25 protein-coding genes and 1 pseudogene are annotated in these 20,310 nt (G+C 40.3%); all 26 read right to left on the bottom strand.

Annotated features, from left to right (window positions below):
* Nucleotides 1–80 precede the first annotated feature (80 nt).
* Entirely contained in the window at nt 81–1,283 is a 1,203-nt protein-coding gene (locus tag T543_RS11365; RefSeq protein WP_035768617.1) for an MFS transporter, read from the bottom strand.
* 42 nt (nt 1,284–1,325) lie between these two features.
* A complete protein-coding gene (locus tag T543_RS11360; protein WP_035768616.1) occupies nt 1,326–2,114 on the bottom strand; it encodes a class I SAM-dependent methyltransferase in 789 nt (262 codons plus the stop codon).
* Nucleotides 2,115–2,192: 78 nt separating this feature from the next.
* Nucleotides 2,193–2,525: a HepT-like ribonuclease domain-containing protein gene (locus T543_RS11355; RefSeq protein ID WP_035768611.1), complete on the bottom strand. Its 333-nt coding sequence runs from the start codon at nt 2,523–2,525 to the stop codon at nt 2,193–2,195.
* A complete protein-coding gene (locus T543_RS11350) occupies nt 2,518–2,991 on the bottom strand; it encodes a nucleotidyltransferase domain-containing protein (RefSeq protein WP_035768609.1) in 474 nt (157 codons plus the stop codon). The genes T543_RS11355 and T543_RS11350 overlap by 8 nt, the downstream gene beginning before the upstream one ends.
* Before the next feature lie 589 nt (nt 2,992–3,580).
* Entirely contained in the window at nt 3,581–4,882 is a 1,302-nt protein-coding gene (locus T543_RS11345) for an MATE family efflux transporter (RefSeq protein WP_197023961.1), read from the bottom strand.
* Between the two features lie 461 nt (nt 4,883–5,343).
* Nucleotides 5,344–5,820, bottom strand: a complete 477-nt coding sequence (locus T543_RS11340) for a GNAT family N-acetyltransferase (protein ID WP_242839512.1) — start codon at nt 5,818–5,820, stop codon at nt 5,344–5,346.
* Nucleotides 5,813–6,256 (bottom strand): MarR family winged helix-turn-helix transcriptional regulator, encoded by a 444-nt coding sequence (locus T543_RS11335; protein ID WP_035768603.1) that lies wholly within the window; start codon nt 6,254–6,256, stop codon nt 5,813–5,815. The genes T543_RS11340 and T543_RS11335 overlap by 8 nt, the downstream gene beginning before the upstream one ends.
* Before the next feature lie 259 nt (nt 6,257–6,515).
* Nucleotides 6,516–6,821 carry a type II toxin-antitoxin system PemK/MazF family toxin gene (locus tag T543_RS11330; RefSeq protein ID WP_035768601.1) on the bottom strand — a complete coding sequence of 102 codons (306 nt, stop codon included), beginning with the start codon at nt 6,819–6,821 and terminating at the stop codon, nt 6,516–6,518.
* Entirely contained in the window at nt 6,818–7,063 is a 246-nt protein-coding gene (locus T543_RS11325; RefSeq protein WP_035768599.1) for an AbrB/MazE/SpoVT family DNA-binding domain-containing protein, read from the bottom strand. The genes T543_RS11330 and T543_RS11325 overlap by 4 nt, the downstream gene beginning before the upstream one ends.
* Before the next feature lie 126 nt (nt 7,064–7,189).
* Nucleotides 7,190–7,720 carry a GNAT family N-acetyltransferase gene (locus T543_RS11320; protein ID WP_255347225.1) on the bottom strand — a complete coding sequence of 177 codons (531 nt, stop codon included), beginning with the start codon at nt 7,718–7,720 and terminating at the stop codon, nt 7,190–7,192.
* A gap of 166 nt (nt 7,721–7,886) precedes the next feature.
* Nucleotides 7,887–8,117, bottom strand: coding sequence for a hypothetical protein (locus tag T543_RS11315; RefSeq protein ID WP_197023960.1), 231 nt, complete (start codon nt 8,115–8,117; stop codon nt 7,887–7,889).
* Nucleotides 8,110–8,772: an HD domain-containing protein gene (locus T543_RS15360; protein WP_051638735.1), complete on the bottom strand. Its 663-nt coding sequence runs from the start codon at nt 8,770–8,772 to the stop codon at nt 8,110–8,112. Before T543_RS15360 ends, T543_RS11315 begins: the two co-directional genes overlap by 8 nt.
* A 49-nt stretch (nt 8,773–8,821) precedes the next feature.
* A complete protein-coding gene (locus T543_RS16310) occupies nt 8,822–8,977 on the bottom strand; it encodes a hypothetical protein (protein WP_242839511.1) in 156 nt (51 codons plus the stop codon).
* 128 nt (nt 8,978–9,105) lie between these two features.
* On the bottom strand, nt 9,106–9,852 hold the full coding sequence (locus T543_RS11305) for a GNAT family N-acetyltransferase (RefSeq protein WP_035768596.1): 747 nt from the start codon (nt 9,850–9,852) through the stop codon (nt 9,106–9,108).
* Nucleotides 9,853–9,950: 98 nt separating this feature from the next.
* Nucleotides 9,951–10,061, bottom strand: a pseudogene (locus T543_RS16585) (GyrI-like domain-containing protein); the annotation flags it as partial.
* Entirely contained in the window at nt 10,009–10,413 is a 405-nt protein-coding gene (locus T543_RS11300; RefSeq protein WP_051638734.1) for an MmcQ/YjbR family DNA-binding protein, read from the bottom strand. The pseudogene T543_RS16585 and the gene T543_RS11300, both read right to left, overlap by 53 nt.
* A 3-nt stretch (nt 10,414–10,416) precedes the next feature.
* Nucleotides 10,417–10,542 (bottom strand): WCX domain-containing protein, encoded by a 126-nt coding sequence (locus T543_RS16675; RefSeq protein ID WP_442856094.1) that lies wholly within the window; start codon nt 10,540–10,542, stop codon nt 10,417–10,419.
* Nucleotides 10,515–10,916: a helix-turn-helix transcriptional regulator gene (locus T543_RS11295; RefSeq protein ID WP_330369993.1), complete on the bottom strand. Its 402-nt coding sequence runs from the start codon at nt 10,914–10,916 to the stop codon at nt 10,515–10,517. Before T543_RS11295 ends, T543_RS16675 begins: the two co-directional genes overlap by 28 nt.
* Nucleotides 10,917–11,407: 491 nt before the next feature.
* Nucleotides 11,408–11,551, bottom strand: a complete 144-nt coding sequence (locus T543_RS15675; RefSeq protein ID WP_242839510.1) for a hypothetical protein — start codon at nt 11,549–11,551, stop codon at nt 11,408–11,410.
* A gap of 35 nt (nt 11,552–11,586) precedes the next feature.
* Nucleotides 11,587–11,805, bottom strand: a complete 219-nt coding sequence (locus T543_RS11290; protein ID WP_035768594.1) for a hypothetical protein — start codon at nt 11,803–11,805, stop codon at nt 11,587–11,589.
* 29 nt (nt 11,806–11,834) lie between these two features.
* Complete coding sequence (locus T543_RS11285) at nt 11,835–12,782, bottom strand: L-lactate dehydrogenase (protein WP_035768592.1); 948 nt, start codon at nt 12,780–12,782, stop codon at nt 11,835–11,837.
* An 86-nt stretch (nt 12,783–12,868) separates the two neighbouring features.
* Nucleotides 12,869–13,639: an ATP-binding protein gene (locus T543_RS11280; protein ID WP_035768590.1), complete on the bottom strand. Its 771-nt coding sequence runs from the start codon at nt 13,637–13,639 to the stop codon at nt 12,869–12,871.
* 290 nt (nt 13,640–13,929) lie between these two features.
* Complete coding sequence (locus tag T543_RS11275; RefSeq protein WP_035768588.1) at nt 13,930–14,583, bottom strand: methylated-DNA--[protein]-cysteine S-methyltransferase; 654 nt, start codon at nt 14,581–14,583, stop codon at nt 13,930–13,932.
* Between the two features lie 78 nt (nt 14,584–14,661).
* Nucleotides 14,662–15,774 carry a helix-turn-helix domain-containing protein gene (locus T543_RS15355; RefSeq protein WP_051638732.1) on the bottom strand — a complete coding sequence of 371 codons (1,113 nt, stop codon included), beginning with the start codon at nt 15,772–15,774 and terminating at the stop codon, nt 14,662–14,664.
* Nucleotides 15,775–15,799: 25 nt separating this feature from the next.
* On the bottom strand, nt 15,800–17,146 hold the full coding sequence (locus tag T543_RS11265; RefSeq protein ID WP_035768586.1) for an MFS transporter: 1,347 nt from the start codon (nt 17,144–17,146) through the stop codon (nt 15,800–15,802).
* Nucleotides 17,147–17,398: 252 nt separating this feature from the next.
* The gene (locus T543_RS15350; RefSeq protein ID WP_051638731.1) at nt 17,399–20,305 is read right to left on the bottom strand and encodes an ATP-binding response regulator; all 2,907 of its coding nucleotides are present in this window, start codon (nt 20,303–20,305) and stop codon (nt 17,399–17,401) included.
* Nucleotides 20,306–20,310: the final 5 nt, after the last annotated feature.

The following is a 20,310-nucleotide window of genomic DNA, read 5'->3' as shown; positions in this document are numbered from 1 at the left end:
TACTACCATATAGGAGTATTTGTGTCAATCACACATATCATAACTTCCGGTATAATGCTAATTCCAACAAACTGGTATTGTTAGCACTCTGTCTTATTGCATCGGAGGCATAAAGCATAAAATGCAATCGCCAGAAATTGTGATACCACAGACACAGTGACAAGATACACAGGATTCAAATCATACAGGGCACCGAGAAGCCAACTGCCCAGAAACCACGCAATACCAAATCCTGTCTCAAATATTCCGAAACCGGTGCTTCGCATGGAACGCGGGACGATTCCGCTGACAGCTGCTTTCATAATACTTTCCTGCGCACCCATTCCAATCCCCCACAGAATTATCCCAGCTCCGATCAACCAGGCATTTCCAGTCATAAAAACAAAACATGAGAAGAATGTGCTGCATAGTGTGGAAATGATCAGAGCCTTCAGCCCGACCTTATCATAAAGCCAGCCAAAGAATAGTGCAGCAAAGGCATCCACAGCCATTGCCCCAGCATATAGCAGGCTGAGCATGGATTCATTAAATGCTCCGGTATTAGCCGAATGAAGTGTGATCAGGGTGAAGTCTGCAAAGCCAAAAGCAAAAAAACAGATGGCCGCCATGAACAGAACAAATGACTTCCTGAATTCAAAGCTTGCCGGTTTATCTTCCTGCTTTTCAAAGATCTCCGGATCAGGGTATCTTATCTTTGCTGTCAAAACAAGAGCTATGGTGATCATTGCAGGAACAAGCAGTATCGCAAAAGAGATCCTATATGTTGTAAAAAGGTCGTCTGTACCTTTTACAAGAGCTGTTACAAAAAGCAGTACCGGTCCGAGAAACGCGCCAAGCTGATCCAGAAACTCCTGATAGGCAAAGCCTTTCCCGGTTCCGATCTCGCTTGCCGCAAAGCTTACCAATGTGTTTTTGGCAGGCTTTTTTATCGCTTTTCCGATACGCTCCAGGATCACAAGACCGCAGGCCCAAATCCAGCCATGTTCAGGTACGAGTGCCAGTGCAGGAATCGCCAGAGCCTGTATTACATAGCCTGTGATAACAAATGTCCAGTATTTCTTCGTTTTATCTGCTATAAATCCGGATATGAGCCTTAGTGAATACCCGCACAATTCTCCTATACCGGACACAAATCCGATGGTTGCAGCGGATGCCCCTGCGAGGTTCAGATATTCGCCCAATATGCTTCTTGCGCCTTCATGAGTCATGTCCGAAAACAGACTTACGATTCCCATCAGGGTTATAAATGTTATGGCGCCAGACAAAGCCCTTTTTTTATCCATGTTCTACTCCACTAATCCCGATTTGCTTATTTCAACTGGAAGTTATTTTTTCTTCAGTACTGCCAATGCAGCATAATGAAGTACCTCGAATTGCTCAGGCGCTATTTCATCAAGCAATTCCCTGTGTTCTTCATCCCATTTTTCAAGTTCTTCCTCCGACAAGGACGCACCCACGCCTCGAGAGGCTTTCATCCGCCCATGCCATGATTCCTTAGTAAAGGATATCTTCAAATCGTATTCTTCATGATCTTCCAATTCGAAATACTCATAAGTCACATTGGGGATCCATATTGCATGTTTGGTCTCCCCGGCACCTGTCCAGTTAGGACTATATTTCAGAACAAGCTCCTCACTTTTTCCTGCTATCTTATCTTCAAAGGGAAGCCATGCCATATATAGGATCAGCAACCTTCCATCCGGCTTAAGAATGTCAGCCAATTTGGGCATAACCCGCTCATGATCGAAATACCAGAAACACTGACAAGCCGTAATTACATCATAGCTTTCTTTTGGAAAATCAATTTCTTCTGTAGGTACCGTTTGAAAATCAATCTTCATATCGGCGTCTTCCGACAGGCGTTTAGCTTGTTCTATCTGTTCAGGAGAGATATCAGTTCCTGTCCAATTTGCTCCATACCGGTACATATTACGTGGCAGTACGCCGGTTCCTGTCCCAAGATCGAGCACATTCTGTCCATCTATGCAAAGCCCTCTATCTGCAATCCTCTGATAAAATTCATTCGGATAGACATCCCTGTATTTTGCATATTCTTCAGAAGTTCTTCCCCAGTCAAACGCCTTCCCGGCATCTATACGTCTATCAATTATCATAGAAATAATCCTTCCGTTTATTCCATTTTTTAAATAATACATGGGGTATTATATTCAGCTATAATCGACTATCGATATCTAATCTTCTTTCAACTGTTCCATGAGCTCTGGAATGTCATATTTCAGTGTTTCATACACAATTTCAAGATCCACATTCCCATAATCATGAACTATACGATTTCTGAGACCTGACATTTCATCCCATGGAAGACCAGGCTTTTCGTTCTTGTATTCTGCCGATAGTTTCTTAGCACTTTCAGAAATCTGAATCATTCTAAAGAGCATAGAATCCAGCAAAACCTCGTTTTCATTGAGCTCCTGTAAATCCACATCCTTCATATGAATTACAATAAAGGCAATATCTTTTTTTATCTTCTCCAGATAATAATGATCATTTTTTATATTATCCATAAATTCTAATACCATCCCTTAGTATTTCATTAGTAAGTTCAAGATTATCCTTTAGCTGGTCCAGATTAAGGACATCAACTTTCTTATGTAAGGCCAATCTAAGTTTTTCAACTAACCCATAAAACTTAAGCCCTTTCACATCAGCTGAAATAAGAAAGTCTAAATCACTAGATTCTGTTGCTTTTCCTTTGGCATAAGAGCCAAACAAAATGCAGTAATGCACTGGATACTCATCAAATACTTCTTTACACTTTTCTATGATGAAATCCATATCCAAAATGCCATGCTCCTCATCTATCGGATTCAGAGCTTTTAGTTTATCGAGAATGTAAGCATATTTGATAGTGCCTTCTTTATCCTTATCATTTTCATAGGATTTATATGACCTAAGCGAAATTCCTACTAAATCCGCCACTTGCTGCTGCGTAAGCTTTTTTTCTACTCTCAGTTCTTTAACCTCGCCCATCTTGCACCTCATCCATCAATTGAAAGCAATATTTGCACTTTCCACGCATTAATAATGCAATATTTGCACTTTTATGTCAAGAGCAGGTGCAAATATTGCACCTGCTCAATCTGTATTCTCTCAGTTAGTTATACTGAAATATAATCATTACTTCTTTTTGCCTTCTTTGTAGTAAAAAATCTCATACCATCTCATAGAAATCTTTTTCTTCTTCAGTCTCACTCTCAAGAACAAGCTATAAAGTATCCTTAGGATTTAATTTAGCTATTTCTTTATAGATATCACTATATTTTTTACATCACACATAGGCTTACCTCGTAAATCAATACAATAATTCTAAAAAAGAGAGTTCACGCATGAACTCTCCAGGCTATGGGCATCTCAAGATTCCATAGCGCATCCACTACATAAATCGCTCATTTCCAAACCTTATAGCCGTTCTTCTTTTATCAAAGGTAATAGCTGATGAAACCCAAAAATATGACGGTAAGAATCTAAACGACAAAGATACTACAGAAGTTCCCATTCTTGCCAATGCTAAAAAAGGAGTCCTTGGATAAAAAATCCAGGGAGTCTTTTTATTGCTACTTTATGCTATTGCTTTAGTTCTTTTGACAATTAAGCAATAGTATGTCACCATGAGCATCAGAAAAGCGCCTATCCATGCAGATACTTCAGAAATGGCAATTCCCTTAAATCCGTTCCTTCCTACCAAAAAGCCAAAGATCAGTCTCATAATGACTTCGAGCCCGCCTGAGAGCATTGGTATAAAGGTATTGCCCAACCCCTGAACAGAGTATCTGTATACAAAAAGCCAGCCCAGGGCAAAAAAGCTTATTCCCATGATTGGCATGAAATCGGTACAATAACCGATTATCATGTTGTCAGTCAGCAGCATCCTTGCCAGGCTTCCGGGCACAAATATCATAAGGAGCGATATAGGCACATTCACAAGTGTAGAGAGCATCAGGCCCTGTCTTACTCCTGTGCGTATCCTGTCATATTTGCCAGCGCCCTTATTTTGCCCCACAAAGGTCATCATGGAAAGACCTACGGACATTCCGAACTGCTCAAAGAGTGATGCAAATTTCATGCAGGCTGAATAGGCTGCCACATATGCGCTTCCCATAAGATTTACGAAGTACTGCAATACCATGGTCCCTGCAGCTGTGACCGAATTCATAAGTGCCACAGGAAGTCCTATTTTCATCAGTTCAACCAATATATTCTTTTCATCTGCTATTTCTGACGTGTCTTTTCCCAGACTCATAAAATCGATGGCTCTAAGCTTTTTAAGGCACAAAAGGTATGATACAAACTGAGAGACCACTGTTGCCACTGCTGCTCCGACAACTCCTGTGCCAAAGGCCATTATGAAAATAATATCAAGCATGATGTTCACGAGTGATGAACAGATCATAGCAGTGAGGGGCGTTCTGGAATCTCCCATTGACTGGAGAATTGTAATCTCAAGGTTATTCATAACCGTCACTACAATTCCCAATAAGATCACAGCAAAATATCTATACGAATCGTCAAAGATATCTTCAGGAGTGTTCAAGAACGTCAGCATCTTATTGAGCAAAGAAACGCATACAACAGTAAAGGCTATTCCAAACGTGATACTGAGCTTCTTGGCTGCTCTGATGTATGCATTCAGCATAGCCATATCGTTTTTTCCAAAGCTCTGGGCAAAGGTTATGCCAAATCCTCTGGTCATCCCCACAACAAATCCAAGTATAAGGAAGTTAAGTGTCCCGGTTGCCCCAACAGCAGCCAGCGCCTGATCCGAGATTCCCTTGCCAACTATAATGCTATCCACAAGACTATATAGTTGTTGGAAAAGGTTTCCCCATAATAAGGGCAAAAAGAACAGTATGATCTGTTTCATACTGTTTCCTGAGGTCATATTTTGTGTGGTTTGTTCTGTATTTGACATGGCCGCTCTCTTTGGTCTTTCTCTTGATGTTAATTATTTAATAGTTAAGATCATTTAAGTATCCAGTCTATTTCCTTTGCAAGACGCAGATCCGCATCTTTGAAATGATTTCCGGGATTCATTTCAAAGGTAGTTTCTATGTCCTTATTCTTGTATTGATCATACACTTTTCCGGTCTTATCTTCAACTGTGCTAAGAAGCGCGTTGCGAGTGCGTGCCTCTCTATCGCCAAGGGAAAAATATATTGTTTTTCACAAATATGTATTTACAGCAAACAATTTATTGCTATTTATCGTGTTTACTATGCCCAAATTTACACACCCCTTTTTCCGCGTGTAAAAATGTGTAAATCTTTTCAAATGTTATAGTAATTTTAAGTTATTTTTTGTTAGTTTCAAATCTACCTAAACTAATTATGAAGCTCTGTACTCCATAAGAGTTGTGTTCTGCCATTTTCCAAATCGATCTTTAGCTATTCTTTCCCTATAGCCAATTTTCCTGAAACCACATTTTTTGTGTAAGGCTATACTTGCTTTATTAATTGAAAATATTGCAGAATATATGCTCCAATATCCACATTGCTCAGCCTCTCGGATAATCGTATTTACCAAAGCTGTTCCTATCCCATGACCTCTATAGTTTCTATCAACATATACACTCATTTCAACGCAGCCTTTATATGCGCACCTACTTGAAGAGGGACTTAGCGCTATCCAGCCTACAACCTTTCCTTCTTCCTCAAAAACAAACCTGCAATTCTTTACGTGGCCTTCATTCCACTCAGTAAAACTAGGACACTCTGTATTAAAAGTTGATGTTCCCTCTTCTAATCCCTGCTTGTAAATCTCTGCTACTGTCCCCCAGTCTTCATCTCTCATTTCTCTAATCACAGCATTTCACCTCCGATTTTTTTATCGCATCATTATAGATATTTAATGCCTCTAAAACCTGACCCTGTTTTTCCTTTGGAATCATAGAAAAAACTCTCTTAAACTTCATATTCATATCTTTTTCTATTGTATTGAATCTTGCCATTCCTTCATCAGTCAGATTAAGCACTACGCACCTGCGATCCCGTGTTGAAGGTTCTCGCAAAACATATCCTTTTTGAACAAGTTCTTCTACAGATCTGCTTACAGCACTTTTATCCATCTTAAGAAGTTCAGCAAGTTCCTTTACACATATTCCGGGTTTTCTGCCTATCTCAACAACCAGAAAGCATTGAGATGTATTGACGTTACATTGACAGCAATCAGAACTGTTTAGCTTCTCAAGATTACGTTCTAACTCTCTGGTACTTTCTCGAAATAGTTTTACCTTGTCCATCGAATGCCCTCCTATGGATTTAAATGATAAAATCATTAGTTGTATTTGTCAACTAATCCATAATATAAAAAAGCCACATAGCCGTTATAAACAACTACATGGCAATTACGTGGGCATATTCATTTATCTTATTTGTGATCTATTGCTTATGATATTTAATACGTATGCTAACCTATCTGATCAATCCTCTTTCAGACCTATCACATAGTTATAAACTACCCTTTCCGAAGTGGAGTCTGTGAGGGTAGTTCTTTCATTTTCAGATGTAGTCAAAGATTCCTTGAATAGCGTCTGTGATATTTATAATGTCAGGATAATGTATCCTATCAATCTTCGAATAACCCCTGATATTTAAATCAAGGAGTGCCATTTTTTCGCATTGCACATAACCTTCTACGTCTTCAGTTTTGATATGTATATGTAAGGGCCCTGCTTCCCCTTTTTCAAAAATAGGACAACCGATTATCTCAAAGGTCTGATTAAAGAAATCCTTACTCACAATAAGAACCGGTTTCCCTATATGTTCAATCTTAAGTATATCCCCCTGATGCAATTCTTCCTTCATTCCCAAATCTCTCTTCCTACCGATTCACCCCAGTCAAATTCGCCATCTAAATGGAGCTGCCCACCATACTCTGCAGCACGTTCTTCCAGTGTTCTATGTCTAAATGGTTTAACAAGCATTATCATGCCATTAGATACCTTTATATCAAGAACATCATCAACTGAAATATCCGCTTCCTGAAGTACCTCTTTTGGTATTCTAATTCCCTGACTATTTCCCCATGTTTTAACTTGAGCTTGCATAATCAACGCCTCCTTTGTATATACATTGTATATCCCTAAGGCAAAAAAATCAACTTATTCATCATACAGGTTAGTACGTTATGCTGAAAGATAACACGCTATCACATCATCCCGACAAACTCGAATCTACAGTGCTAATTCCATCAGCCAGCAATCTACTTTTTCTCCCTCAAACATCTCATGTTTTGGAAGTGATTTAATGATTTTAAACCCGGCTTTCTCGTATGCCCTTATAGCCCTTTTATTATCTTGGTGCGGGTCAAGAAGAACTCGTTCCGCAGCCATATTTTCTTTCAGATGAGAAGCCATCATTTTCAAAAAAGATGAGCCTATTCCCTTACTCCAGTATTTCGGCTCACCTATAAACTGATCCATAGCAAACACTATATGTCCATCGTCAGGATAGTCATATTCATCGAACAATTCACCACTCAATTGATAGGCCTGTGCATATCCGATGGGGGATTTCTTATACTCGATGATCATTCTGAATCCATCTGGAATTTCTTCCAAAAAATGTGCAGACAAAGTATCCATCGTAAACCTGACGTCACGACCTTCGTAATACTCTAGCACTCTCTTATCTGTCAACCATTTAAACATGAGTGGAAGATCTGTTTCCGTAAAATCTCGGATTGTTATTTCATCTTTTTCTATTTTCACGTAATTCTCCCCGCAAACTGCGATTTGTCTTAGTCTACTGGAATATAAATTGTCTACAGCATCTCTGTAAACAATTCACGAATTATCTGTTCATCTTGAGGAATTGCTATTCTAATCCTATACCCCATTTTTACTCCTACGATAGTAAGTTTTACTGCAATTAAATCGTCTTACAGAAATCAATTATTTCTTGTTTCCTGGGTTCTACATTCTCTTTATACTCGATTGATGTTAGGCCAAGATGACCTGCGCATTCAATATGCAAATGACCATAGAAATGCTCAATGCTCTGAATAATCCTGTCGCACTCATGCATGCCTGGCCCTGTTCTAAGAGCAACTGAGTATCCCTTTTTACCTTCTTTGATTGAAGCATTCATTGGTTTATTCAAAGCCTTTCTTTGCCTGCGCTATGATCTGTTCAAGAAGCTCTATTCTCTGTGTTAGTTCTTTATCCATCATATCCTTGGCAGTCTTGGTTCCCCTTGGAAGTGTCATGTACCATCTTGCTATATCTATCTGCTTTTGGCAGGATTCGATGATCTCGACATTTGTCTTTTCGTGAACGGAACTGCCCATAGCCATTGCAATCCTGATAATATCGAATCTGTCGATATCATCGCTGTCTCTGATGGTGGTCTGGAATACGCTCATATCCTCAGGTAACGTGTCAGTCAGATTATGCCTTCCGATTCCCTGCACTATTTCTTTTGCCATATCAGGATCATAGCCTATTCTGGCAAGATACTCTGCGGCAATATCAGCGCTTACCTGCGGGTGGATGCGCCAGTCGTCGCCACATTCTCTGTAGCCTGCGTCATGAAGGAGGCAGGCCACCACAGTATCGGTGACGGGAAGGTTCTCAGCAATCGCGATCATTCTGCCGTTTTCAGCAACCCTTACTGAATGCTCGTAGCGATAGAGCATGTCGCCTCTATCGGGCGTTGGCCCTAACATCTCATATACAAAATTCTTGGTAGTTTCTATCACATCTTCTGTTTTATTATATCGATCAAGTATCTCCAGAGCTCTTTCTGATAAAGACATTTTGTATCCCCTTTATTTGCTTTTTTCTTTATGCCCTATTTCGTTTATCTCAACGGCTGCAGACAGCAACATCTATTCCTTTCTCTTTTAGAGTATCATATACAAACTGTGTATCAGAAAGACCTTTCTTAGAAAGCGGTCTTGTCCTGTCATCCTCCACAGTTTTGTCTGGTTCTGCGTGCCTAACGAAGTATATTCTAGTCATTTAGTCCTCCAGTCATTAATCTTCCAAGAATGCGCATCTCATCTGCATTTCTTTGATGATACTATATTGAAACGCAAGAAAAAAGAGACTATCACGAATTATAATCATGAAAAGTCTCTCTATAACTCTTACTTCCCAATCTGCTTAAGGAATTTCTTATCATTCATCTGCTCGTTGGTCACGTACTCGCCATCACAGAAGAAAGAATATGTTGTAATAGGAGTAGGCGCATTTTGGGCTTCGTCTCTACTTTGGATCTTGATTGCTTTGAACGGAATGTTGTTCTTCTTAGCGGTTTCTTCCAGGACTGGAACATACTTAGCATTAAATGGACACTGATTTGTGTAGTATAGCACATAGCCTTTTTCATCTATGTGTGGATGCTTGGCACATTCCTTGAAATCTGGCTTATCAGCCTTCTTATCAAATGGCAGGTACCAAAGCTGAATACCATTATCAGCTTCATCGCATACTTCAAAGCCTTTATATTTCAAGAACTTAGGATCCGCAAGGAATGGCTTTTTCTTGGCTGAAGAAAGAATGCAAAGACCTTTCCTACCCTTTTCCTTACTGTCAGCAATACAGGCATCCAGAAGCTCTGTGGAATAGCCATGTCCTTTAAAAGAGCCAGAAACCCACAGGCAATCTATGTACATATAACCATAAGCCTCAATAGGGACCCATGCTCTCTCAGCAGGGATGTACTCAATAAAGCACTTGCCACGCTCCGCGCTCTTTAAAAAGACAAGTCCCTCATCGAATCTATCTGCAAGCCAGGCTTTCTTTGATGAAACCTGAACGTCTTTATTATTGGATATAGCGCAGCAAATGTGCTCTTCCTCTAAATTGTCCTTGGTAACTCTAATATATTCCATGATCATTCCTCCAATTTACATTACCAGATTTAGTTATTTCTTTGGGTCAGTCATAGTTAGAAGTTACTTGTATCTTTCTGCTTTATAGGATGTCTTATATCATAGGAGCCGATATGCATACACTGAACGCCCAGTCCCTCCTCAATGGTTAGGAATTCAACTTTTGAAAAAAACATTTTCTTTTTCCTTGTAGTCTCTGCTATCGCCCAATATCTCCTTTTGTTTCTTCTTGCTTAAACCTCCAAGTACTATCTGGTATGCATGGTCCAGCAAATCCATCAGAATATCATCCGGCACCTCACCATCTGCTTTAACAGAATTCCAGTGAACTTTGTTCATGTAATACCCTGGAATTATATCTTCATACTGCCCCCGCCAAAACTCTCCCTCCATGGGCTCAAGCTTCAGCGTGATGTAATATGGTTTGTCATTATCATCAAGGCATATCGCAGCAAACATTTTTCCCGCAAGTTGAAAACGAATCCAGTTCCAATCCTTCTGCAAATCCTTTGTAACACCTGGTTTTTCCATCAGATATTCTTCAATCCAAGGATATTTCATCTTTCACGCCCTCTCATAGTTCTTTTTCATAGCCTCAATTGTATTCCTGATCCGATCTCTCGCTTCCTTGGGTTCAAGGAGCTCAGCCTTATCTCCAAAGGTCAGTATCCCGGTGACAAGGTTATCCATGTCAGTGTAGTCAGCGGTAAATAATAGTCTGCCGTCCTCGGCCTCTGTATAGCACTCTGAGCCGAGCTCTTCCACCAGCCCCACACATACCAGCTGGACCATTTGAAGACAACGTAGTAAGGCTCTATCTTGCGGACACTTTCACCCTTTTGGCTGTAGTAGGTAAACTTAAGTATGTGCCTACTTTCAATGGCGCTTTGTATAACTTCAATTTTTGGAGCAAGAGATTCCCTGTACCAGGATGAAAGGTCGATCAGAATTGAATCCCTGCCGCTGACAAACTCTGAAGATCCTGCCTGGATTTTTTCCATGAGCTGACCATAGTATCTGCTGCCGCTGACACTATCAAGACTCCTTAGACCAGCAAGGATCATCTGCATGTCCTTCGTCAGCCTGTCTATCTTCATTATCTTTCACTCCACTAAAATCATATCATCGCAAGCACGACATCTATATGTCATGTTTATTATAACATTTTCTTATTTGATATAAAAAACCTCTATCTCATTACAAGATAGAGGCTTAAAATTATATGATTATATTCCGGGATAACTTATCATCCGCAATTAGATTTTCTTATTCGTTGAAGTAGGCAAATTTGAAAAATTGACTAATGTATAGTATTTTGCATGCTTTAGTCACTTGAATCAGACAATTTACACTTTCAATTAAAGAAAATTTGACTAATCCAGCTGAAATCTATCACCTGAGTCACTCCAGCATCATTAGAAACTCCAAAAAGAGTGACTAAATTAGAGAAGTATTGATGGTTTTAGTCAAAAACTGAATTTATTTCAAAACCTACCCGCGCTTTGTCTGTTTTTGTCATCGTTTTTCTCATTGTCTATATAACTGAAAAGTTAATTCACTTTGCCTTGGTTATTACAGCTATGGCACAGGGCATACGCCCATCAACCACATGGTACCGAACTCCGGTATATCCCTTCTCTTCAAAAAATTTCTTGTAAGAATCCAGGTTAAACTGTCTCTTGAAATCTGCTCCAAGCACCAAGAGCCACAGTAATTTTATTTTTCCCCTTTGATTTAGTATTCTTTTTTTATCTCTTCTATTTTGTATGTTTCCTTAAACTGTTCCAGATCCTTAGCATCTCTGATCAGCATTATCTCGGTAAAATGACCGTCTTCTTTACTCTTAAAACCTGCCACCTGCTCCCCGGTACAGATACTACACTTAATTACAGCTATTTGTTTGTCGGAAGCAAAAGGGATAGAATTGTTTTTATGAATTCTAAACATACTCATACATACCTGCCCTATATAAAGTCATTTCATCAAAGCGATTCGTCAATTACAGCTTTCAAAGTCTCTGATGACTTCAGTAATGCCTCTTTTTCCTGAGCACTAAGTCTGATAGGTACAGAACCTTCTACGCCGTCTCTTCCGACAATAGCCGGCATACTGAGTGCAACACCATCAATACCATTTTCGCCATGCTGAATACTCGATATTGGCAGAACTGATTTTTCATCACGTATTATAGCCTCACAGATACGTCTTACACTCATAGCAATTCCATAATATGTAGCGCCTTTTTTCTCAATTATTCGATATGCACTATTCTTAACATTTTCAGCAATCTCCTGCATGGATTTATCATGCTCAAAATGCCCTCTCATCTCACAAAAATCGTGGATTGGAATACCCGAGACATTCGCACTGCTCCATGCTGCAATCTCACTGTCCCCATGCTCACCTATAATAAATGCATGCACTGAACGACTGTCCACACTCAAATGTTCACCAAGAAGATATTTGAATCTGGCCGTATCAAGAACTGTTCCCGAACCAAATACCCTGTTTTCAGGAAAGCCGCTAAGCTTTGCGGCAGCATATGTAAGAACATCAACCGGATTCGCAACGATAAGAAGAATTCCTTCTTTGTTGTACTTTACAATCTCGGGAATTATAGACTTAAAGATGCCCACATTCTTTTTAACGAGATCCAGCCTCGTCTCACCGGGCTTTTGTCCCGCCCCTGCTGTGATAACCACAACTGCAGCATCTCCTGCATCCTTGTAGTCGCCGGCATATATCTGCATTGGTTTTGCAAAGGGAAGTCCGTGGCTAATATCAAGTGCTTCGCCCTCAGCTTTGTCTTTATTCACATCTATCAGCACCATTTCGGAAAAAAGCCCGCTCTCCATAAGGGCAAATGCTGATGCCGAACCAACAAATCCACAACCTACTACTGCTACTTTTCGCTCGTTTAATGTTGCCATAGTGTGCCTCCTTCTCTTTTTCCAACTACTTTCAGTATATACTTTTTTAGTTTCAAAACCCATGAAATGTATTCTTACCGAGAAATTTAATCAAGTACTTCTCCGTTTCGGGATATTGTCACAACCTGCCAGGGCAGAAACTTTCCACTATTTTTTATTGCATTCTCTGCTGCTCTCTGTAGCCCTCCGCAGCATGGAACTTCCATCCTTACTATGGTTACACTTGCGATATCGTTATTTGATATGATCTCTGTCAGCTTCTCTGTGTAGTCACCTTCATCAAGCTTGGGACATCCTATCATTGTTACCTTACCCCTCATAAATTCCTCATGCATGTTTGCATAAGCATATGCTGTACAGTCAGCTGCAATAAGAAGTTTTACTCCATTATAGAAATCTGCCTGTGTTGGAAGAAGTTTTATCTGGCAGGGCCACTGCATAAGCCTTGAGGGATGCGAACTCATTCTTGAAATCATATCTTGTCCGAAATCATCTTTGCCCTGAGCAGCACTCGAAAGCTCCATGAATCTTGATCCCGGGCAACCATGACCTGCGGCATGTTGTTCCATTTCTTCCATCATCTTATTCTTGCACTGATGTATATCATGATTTTGTCCTTTTTTATCCTGCGCCGCCTTTACTGCAGCCTCATCATACGCAGGCGCTTCCCTCTCTTCAAAAGAGATTGCTCCCATAGGGCAGCCCGGCAGACAGTCACCAAATCCATCGCAAAAATTCTCCCTTACCAGCTTTGCTTTTCCATTCACTATATCAATGGCGCCTTCATGGCATGCATTGGCACAAATACCGCACCCATTGCACTTTTCTTCGTCGATCTTTATTATCTTTCTAACCATCTTTAAACCTCTCTGTTCTTAGCTTTATCCTTGTTCTGATGGTGTCAGTCTAATATACTATTCATAACATGTATGTTGTTTAAACCACATTTCGGGAGATATTTTTATGAATCTTGAAGATATAGAAAAAAGCAGACTGTTCCAGGGAATGACAGTAAAAGAACTCTCGCACCCGCAAAGGGCATTTGGTCAAAGGCCTCATCGGTTAATTCAGCATTTTTATACCATGGTGCTTTCTTACGTTTTAATATAGTCATATCAAAATAGGAGACCTTACCCTAAATCTTTTATCACAAAAATGGACCACTAACCCCGTCCCCCAGGTCCAAGCGGTATTTTTCAAGATTCACCTTATTCCCGATAATCTCAACGCCTTCGCTCTCTAGTATCTGCGCCTGCTTCCATGCTCCACCAAAGGCATATTCACCTGCAAGTTCTCCTTTCGAATTGACAACGCGATGGCAGGGAATTGTGCCCGGATCAGGATTTTTGTGGAGAGCATTTCCAACTGCTCTTGCCATTTTCCTATCTCCAGCCATCTGAGCAACATCAGCATATGTGGCAACTTTCCCTTTTGGAATTTTCTTTACCGCTTCATATATTCTTTTGGTCGGGGAATCTGTGACAAGATCATAGCTCTCTGCGATCATTCTTTTTATAACATCATCAGGAATCGATCCATCCAAAACAACAGTATTCCAATGCTCCTTGTTCTGATGATATGCAGGATGTACGGCTGTATATGTTTTTCTCCAAAGGTCTCGCCACTGCGGATCCACCTTCAGATTCAAATTGATAAATCCGTCTTTTTCATATGTCCACAGAAAGGCTTTCTTGGATTTTTTTACCCTTACTAGCTGCCAATTAAGGTCATGAAATGGCGCCTCCTGGTAGGTGTCAGGAAAAGACAATCCATAGCTTAGCGCTTCTTCTCTTGTTTTCATCAGACTATACCCCTTCTTTACTCAAATATGATGCCTCCGGCGAAAGAGGCAATTCTTTTTTAATTCTTCATAATCGGTCTATTTTACGCTATTCCAGTATTCAAGCGCTGTTTCCATCTTTTTTATAACCTTGGGAGGCAGCACTTTAGGTCCCATATTAAAAAGATTATCGATACCGGCCACGGCACCAACACCAAAATTATCATATAGAGAAATGTGATAATCCTTACTTCCATGCCAGAATTTGATCTTTCCGGCAAAATCATTTGAAGGTTTTTTGTCGTACTGCTTTGCTATTTCTAAGGCTGTATCAATACAGGTTTTCATTTCATCATCCTTTTTGAGACAACAAAGAGCCAATGATTTAAAGACAAGCCCCATGATCTTCATCTTGGATAGATAGCTGTTCTTGCTCCTATCAATACTGGTAGCATCTACTATAGTCATATACCAATCCATAACCTCGCAAGCTTCCTTGTATGCCTTCGCAGCGTCCATAGAAACCAGCACCATAAACATCTCTGTAGAAAACTCCAAGGTCTTTACCAGGATTGAGACCAGAACTCTTGTGTACGCCTCCATTGCTTCCTCAGGCTTGCCCGTCATTCTTAAAATATTGGCAATATTGATGTCTGCTATACCCTGATAATTTATCTTTTTAAACTCCTCAAGAGATTTCTCAGGGTTATCACGACCTTTTAATGTCGCGATGCGATATTTAATGCTAAAGCTTTCCTGATCCGGATTGTCACTCTGTGAAATGTAGCGAAGAGACGACTCATAAAGTTCTATTGCTTTGTCCCGGTAATCCTTCAAATCTTTTATCCCTGAAACAATATGATATGCATCCGCACAGCTTGTGAGAATCTTAAAGTTACCCGGATATCTAACAAGCGCTTTTTCTGCCTCAGCGATAGCCTCGTCATATTTATCCTCATGTAAAAGAGCATCCAGCCTGTCAGAAATGTCTTTGACGTTCTTGGAAGACATGCTATAGCCCAGAAGCACGTCGACAGATATGCTAAAAAAGTCTGCAAGCTGCATAAGAGTTAGAATATCCGGCACATTACTGCCACTTTCCCATTTAGATACGGCTCCAACCGTAACTCCAAATGCTTCCGCCAGTTCTTCCTGGGTCAGATTCATGCTTTTTCGGTATTTCTTTATGTTTTCATTAAGCTTTATCTGCATTGCAAACTCCTTCAACGAAAGATTTTCATCCTAAACTTGCTGATACTTTCTCGTTTTTAATTCCAAGGGAGCCTTCCTCAATCTCCATCTGGGGCTTTGCAAAGACCAAGATTGCAAGAATAGTTATCGCAAAAATCACGCAGAATACAAGAATTGCTTCTGTGCTGACCTTAGTTACAACTGCGCTTAAAAGAAGTGAACCCAAAGGCATACATGCTGTTCCGCAAGCGCCCATTACAGCGGCTGCTCTTGCAATATATTTTGGATCAGCATTTTTCATAAACTGGATATTGATTGTACCGCCTATGATTGAAGCTGCCACCATCATGATAAAAAATGAAGCTGCTACGTCCACATAACAAGCAATATTATTTCCAGCAAAGACTCCACCGCAGGCCATACCAAGCATTCCTGCTGCGAGAAGTGATGTTCCAAGCATGATCATCTTAAGTGGTGAAAGCTTCTGTGAAAGAACCGGTACGAGTGCGGATCCTGCAATACCTCCGATTGCAGCAAATGCGCCTGCAATACTAAGGATTTCTCCGCCCATCTTGAAAATCTCGCTGGCAATTGGTGCCTGAAGTGCATTTATAGGAATAAGCATGAAGTTAAGGGCAACTGCAAGTAAGCCATAATTGCAGATAACTCGTGAACTTGCCACATATCTAAAGCCGTCTAAAAAGAATTCAATTTTACTCTGCTCTTTTTTGTTCTCTGTTTCTCCGGTATCGGATGTTGTCTTGGATGCTTCATTCTGCGCCGCTTCGGTAACTTTTTCTCTCCCAGCCTTCATTGCACTGATAAGCACCGCTGCAACTGCAAAAGTTACTACATCAATCATCATTGCTGCAGAAACGCCTGCTGCTATAATGATTACGCCGGCAGCACCTGTACCTGCCAGTGATGCAGCACTTGAAAGCATGGAATTAAGACTCACTCCGCAGGTCATATGCTCTTTCTTAACCACCTGCATTGTAAATGCTGAAGTTGCAGGAAGATTAAAGGACTCCACTGTTGTGATGACCAAAGTAAAGATGGCCATAACCAGGGCATTCACCAGGCCTGCTCTATATAGAAGTGCAAACAATGTTATAATGACTGCCCTAAGAAGATGTGTTGCTACAATCACATGCTTCTTGTCCATCTTCTCAACAATAGCTCCGGCAAAGGGCTGAATCACCACGTTTGGAAGTGTATTAAGCGCAAAAACTATTGCTGACCATGCTGCGCTGTGTGTAATCTGATAAACCAGCCATGTAAAAGCGATTGCATCTACAGAATCACCAAATCGGTTGATAACCGTAGCAAAAATCAGCTTTCTATATTCACGTTCCTTAATGATTTCCCCATACATTTTCCTGTTCTGTTCCATATCTGAAGCCTCCTTACTTGTTTTCATGACTTCATTTTATATGGAACTTATACTAATTATAATACACTTGTTGTACTGGTTGTAAAAGAAAAACTTTCCGTTACGGAAAGTTTTTCTTTTTACTCTTGTAATATATCTGATTACCGAATTCTAGTACCTATCATTTAATGTATCGGATTAAAAAATCAGTAAGGACAACGTCTACGAATGAAATTACTCCTACTCTCTCAAATATATTTGCCATTATTTATCCTAAGACAAAATTTCTGATAACGTATCAAGGAGATTCTTTATATCAATAGGCTTTGCTATATGCCCTTTCATTCCGGCATCCAGAGCTCTTTTTTTATCTTCTGCAAAAGCATTGGCTGTCATAGCAATGATTGGCACAGAAGCTTTTTCCTTATCCTTCAGCTTTAATATGGCGGCACTTGCTTCATAGCCGTCCATCACCGGCATCTGAATATCCATGAGGATAACATCATAGTAACCGGCCTTGGCATCTTTTACCTTGTCAACTGCTTCCTGTCCATTCTCTGCTGTTTCCACGGCAAAACCGGATTTTTCAAGAAGCTTGGCAGAAATCATTCTGTTGACCTGAATGTCGTCCACAAGAAGCACTCTTTTACCGGTAAAATCGACCTTGGCAAGATTTTTTTGCTTTTCATCTTCGTAATTTTTCTTTATATCTTCTTCTGTCTGGATTAAGAATGACAGATTTATTACAAACTCTGTTCCTTGGCCTTTTTTGGTATTGACCTCTATAGTGCCTCCCATCAGATCAACAATGCCCTTTACTATGCTCATTCCAAGGCCTGTACCCTGAATTGTATCTACAGTGGAATCCTTTTCTCTTTCAAAAGCCTCAAATACCTTTTGGGCAAATTCATCTGACATTCCTATTCCACTGTCTTTAACTCTGATTTCATATGAGGCTTTTGCCGGCTCTGACGTATTTGTTTGAATTACCTTCACAGAAACTTCCCCGTTTGTCGGAGTGAACTTATATGCATTGCTCAGCAGATTAAGGAGCATTCTGTTTAGTCTGTTTTTGTCGCAATAAACGTATTCATTTCTGATTTGTGAAGTATCGACCGAATAATTAATTCCCTTTTCGGACATCTGGGTGGTAAAAAGATCTCTTATCTCATCAAAAAATGCCTTTAGATTCAGCGGTGTTTTTTCCAGTTCTATCTTTCCGCTCTCAATCCTGCTCATCTCCAGAACATCATTGATAAGTGCAAGCAGATGGTGGCTTGAAGCTTCAATTTTACCCAGATATTCTTTTAATTCCTCATGGGAAACATTGTCTTCCTTGGCAAGATTTATATACCCGATAATCGCATTCATCGGGGTTCTTATGTCATGGGACATATTTGAAAGAAATACTGTTTTGGCTTTGCTTCTTTCATGAGCCTTTATGGTCTCTTTTTGCGCCTGTCTTTCACGTTTATACATGATGCTGTATAACTTTACCATTATGAGTAGGGAAAATAAGATCAGAGCCATTTGAATGATGATGTTTCTTGTAATAGCCAGGTCTGCTTTGATCATCATATTGCTTACGAAGCTGCTGGCTCTGTCAATGACATCGGGGCTCATTTCCGCATCCTGCCTCTGGTAATAATCATTTATGCCGTTTACAACAGCCTTTGTGATATCATTGGTGGCATTCTTAACCCATATGAGAAGTGTAAAGAAAATCATGCACATAAATGTGATCCAGACAATCGGAGAATGCCCGAATCTTTTTTGGTTATCGTATTCAAATACAAAGCGATAATACATAAATCCGATAACACTCCATATTACAAGGAGCAGATAGCTTTCTGTAGACATGGCGCCGGCAGAAAACAGCATAAAATACAAAAAGATTATGACTGAAATAATGAAGCCCAATATGCCTGTAAATATAACCTTTCCGTTGTTTTCATATTTGGCTTCGGTAGCTGCTGCGAATGAAGTATAGGCATATGCTATGATGGCACCAAACGTAGTAACATCTACGATCCAACCGATCGCGGTTCTTCCGAGGAATGGAATAAGTACGGATATTCCGGTGAGAGCCAATAGTGCATTTTGCGGTACATGATTATCATTCAAACGACTAAACCACGATGGCATTATTCCGTCTTTGGACATTATATATATAAGTCTGCTGGCAGCTATAAGGTTTCCTACGAGCCCGGTCATAACCCCTGCAAAAGCGGCGATTCCAAGAATAATAATGCCTGCATCGCCCATCGCATCATGCGCCAGATGGAACGTCGGGAGGCCAAGAATACCTTTGATATTTGGCAGATCAGCGATATAGTCGACCCATCCTGTATAATTGCCGTGTATACCGGAGGATGCGATCTGCGCAAGAGCAGCGTAGCAAAATACTGATGACAGCAGGGCTACACTCATAATAGGCAAACTTTTTTTAGGAGAAAAACTAAATCCGGCAGCGGAATTTGAAATTGACTCAAAGCCTACATAAGCCCAAGGAGAAAGCATAACAATGCTTATTATTTGTTTTATCGGGGAATTATCATTGGGGGCAAAATAGGGTTTTGTTATAATTTCTTTACTTTCGCCAAGGCTAAATACAGCTATGGCACAGATTGCCACGCCCAGAATAAGAGCTATGCACAAAAATGTTTGCAGATTTACAGCCAGTTTTTTTCCTTTACTGCATATTCCGTAAGCTACCAGAACAGCTGTAATTGAAAGAACTATTTCTACAAAGGTAACATCATAACCAAGAATCCGGTAATGGAATCCGAGATTAAAGGCATTACCAATCAGATATTTGCTTATAAGGCCCAGAGCTGAGGCATTTGCCCACATTATTGCCATATAAACAAGAATCAGATACCATGCACTTATAAAACCATGATCATATCCAAAGGCCTTTATAGTGTAAGTTAAAGTTCCTCCGGCATCCGGATATCTGGTCATGAGGTAATGGTAGTTGATACCGATCACAAACATGAGAAGGGCACCGATAAATAACCCGAGTATTGTTCCCAGGGGACCGGCGATGGGTAAAAACGTGGTTCCCGGCATGACGAAGGCTCCCCAGCCCACAGCACACCCAAAGGACAACGCCCAAACATGTATAGGTGAGAGATATCGCTCTAATGCCTGATCATTTTTGGGGGTATCACCATTCATAGTTT

Origin of the sequence: Butyrivibrio sp. NC2002, from assembly GCF_000702265.1 — a bacterium.
GTDB lineage: Bacteria > Bacillota > Clostridia > Lachnospirales > Lachnospiraceae > Butyrivibrio.
The sequence above is the reverse complement of the archived record's forward strand: the minus strand, read 5'-3'. Positions and strand labels throughout refer to the sequence as shown.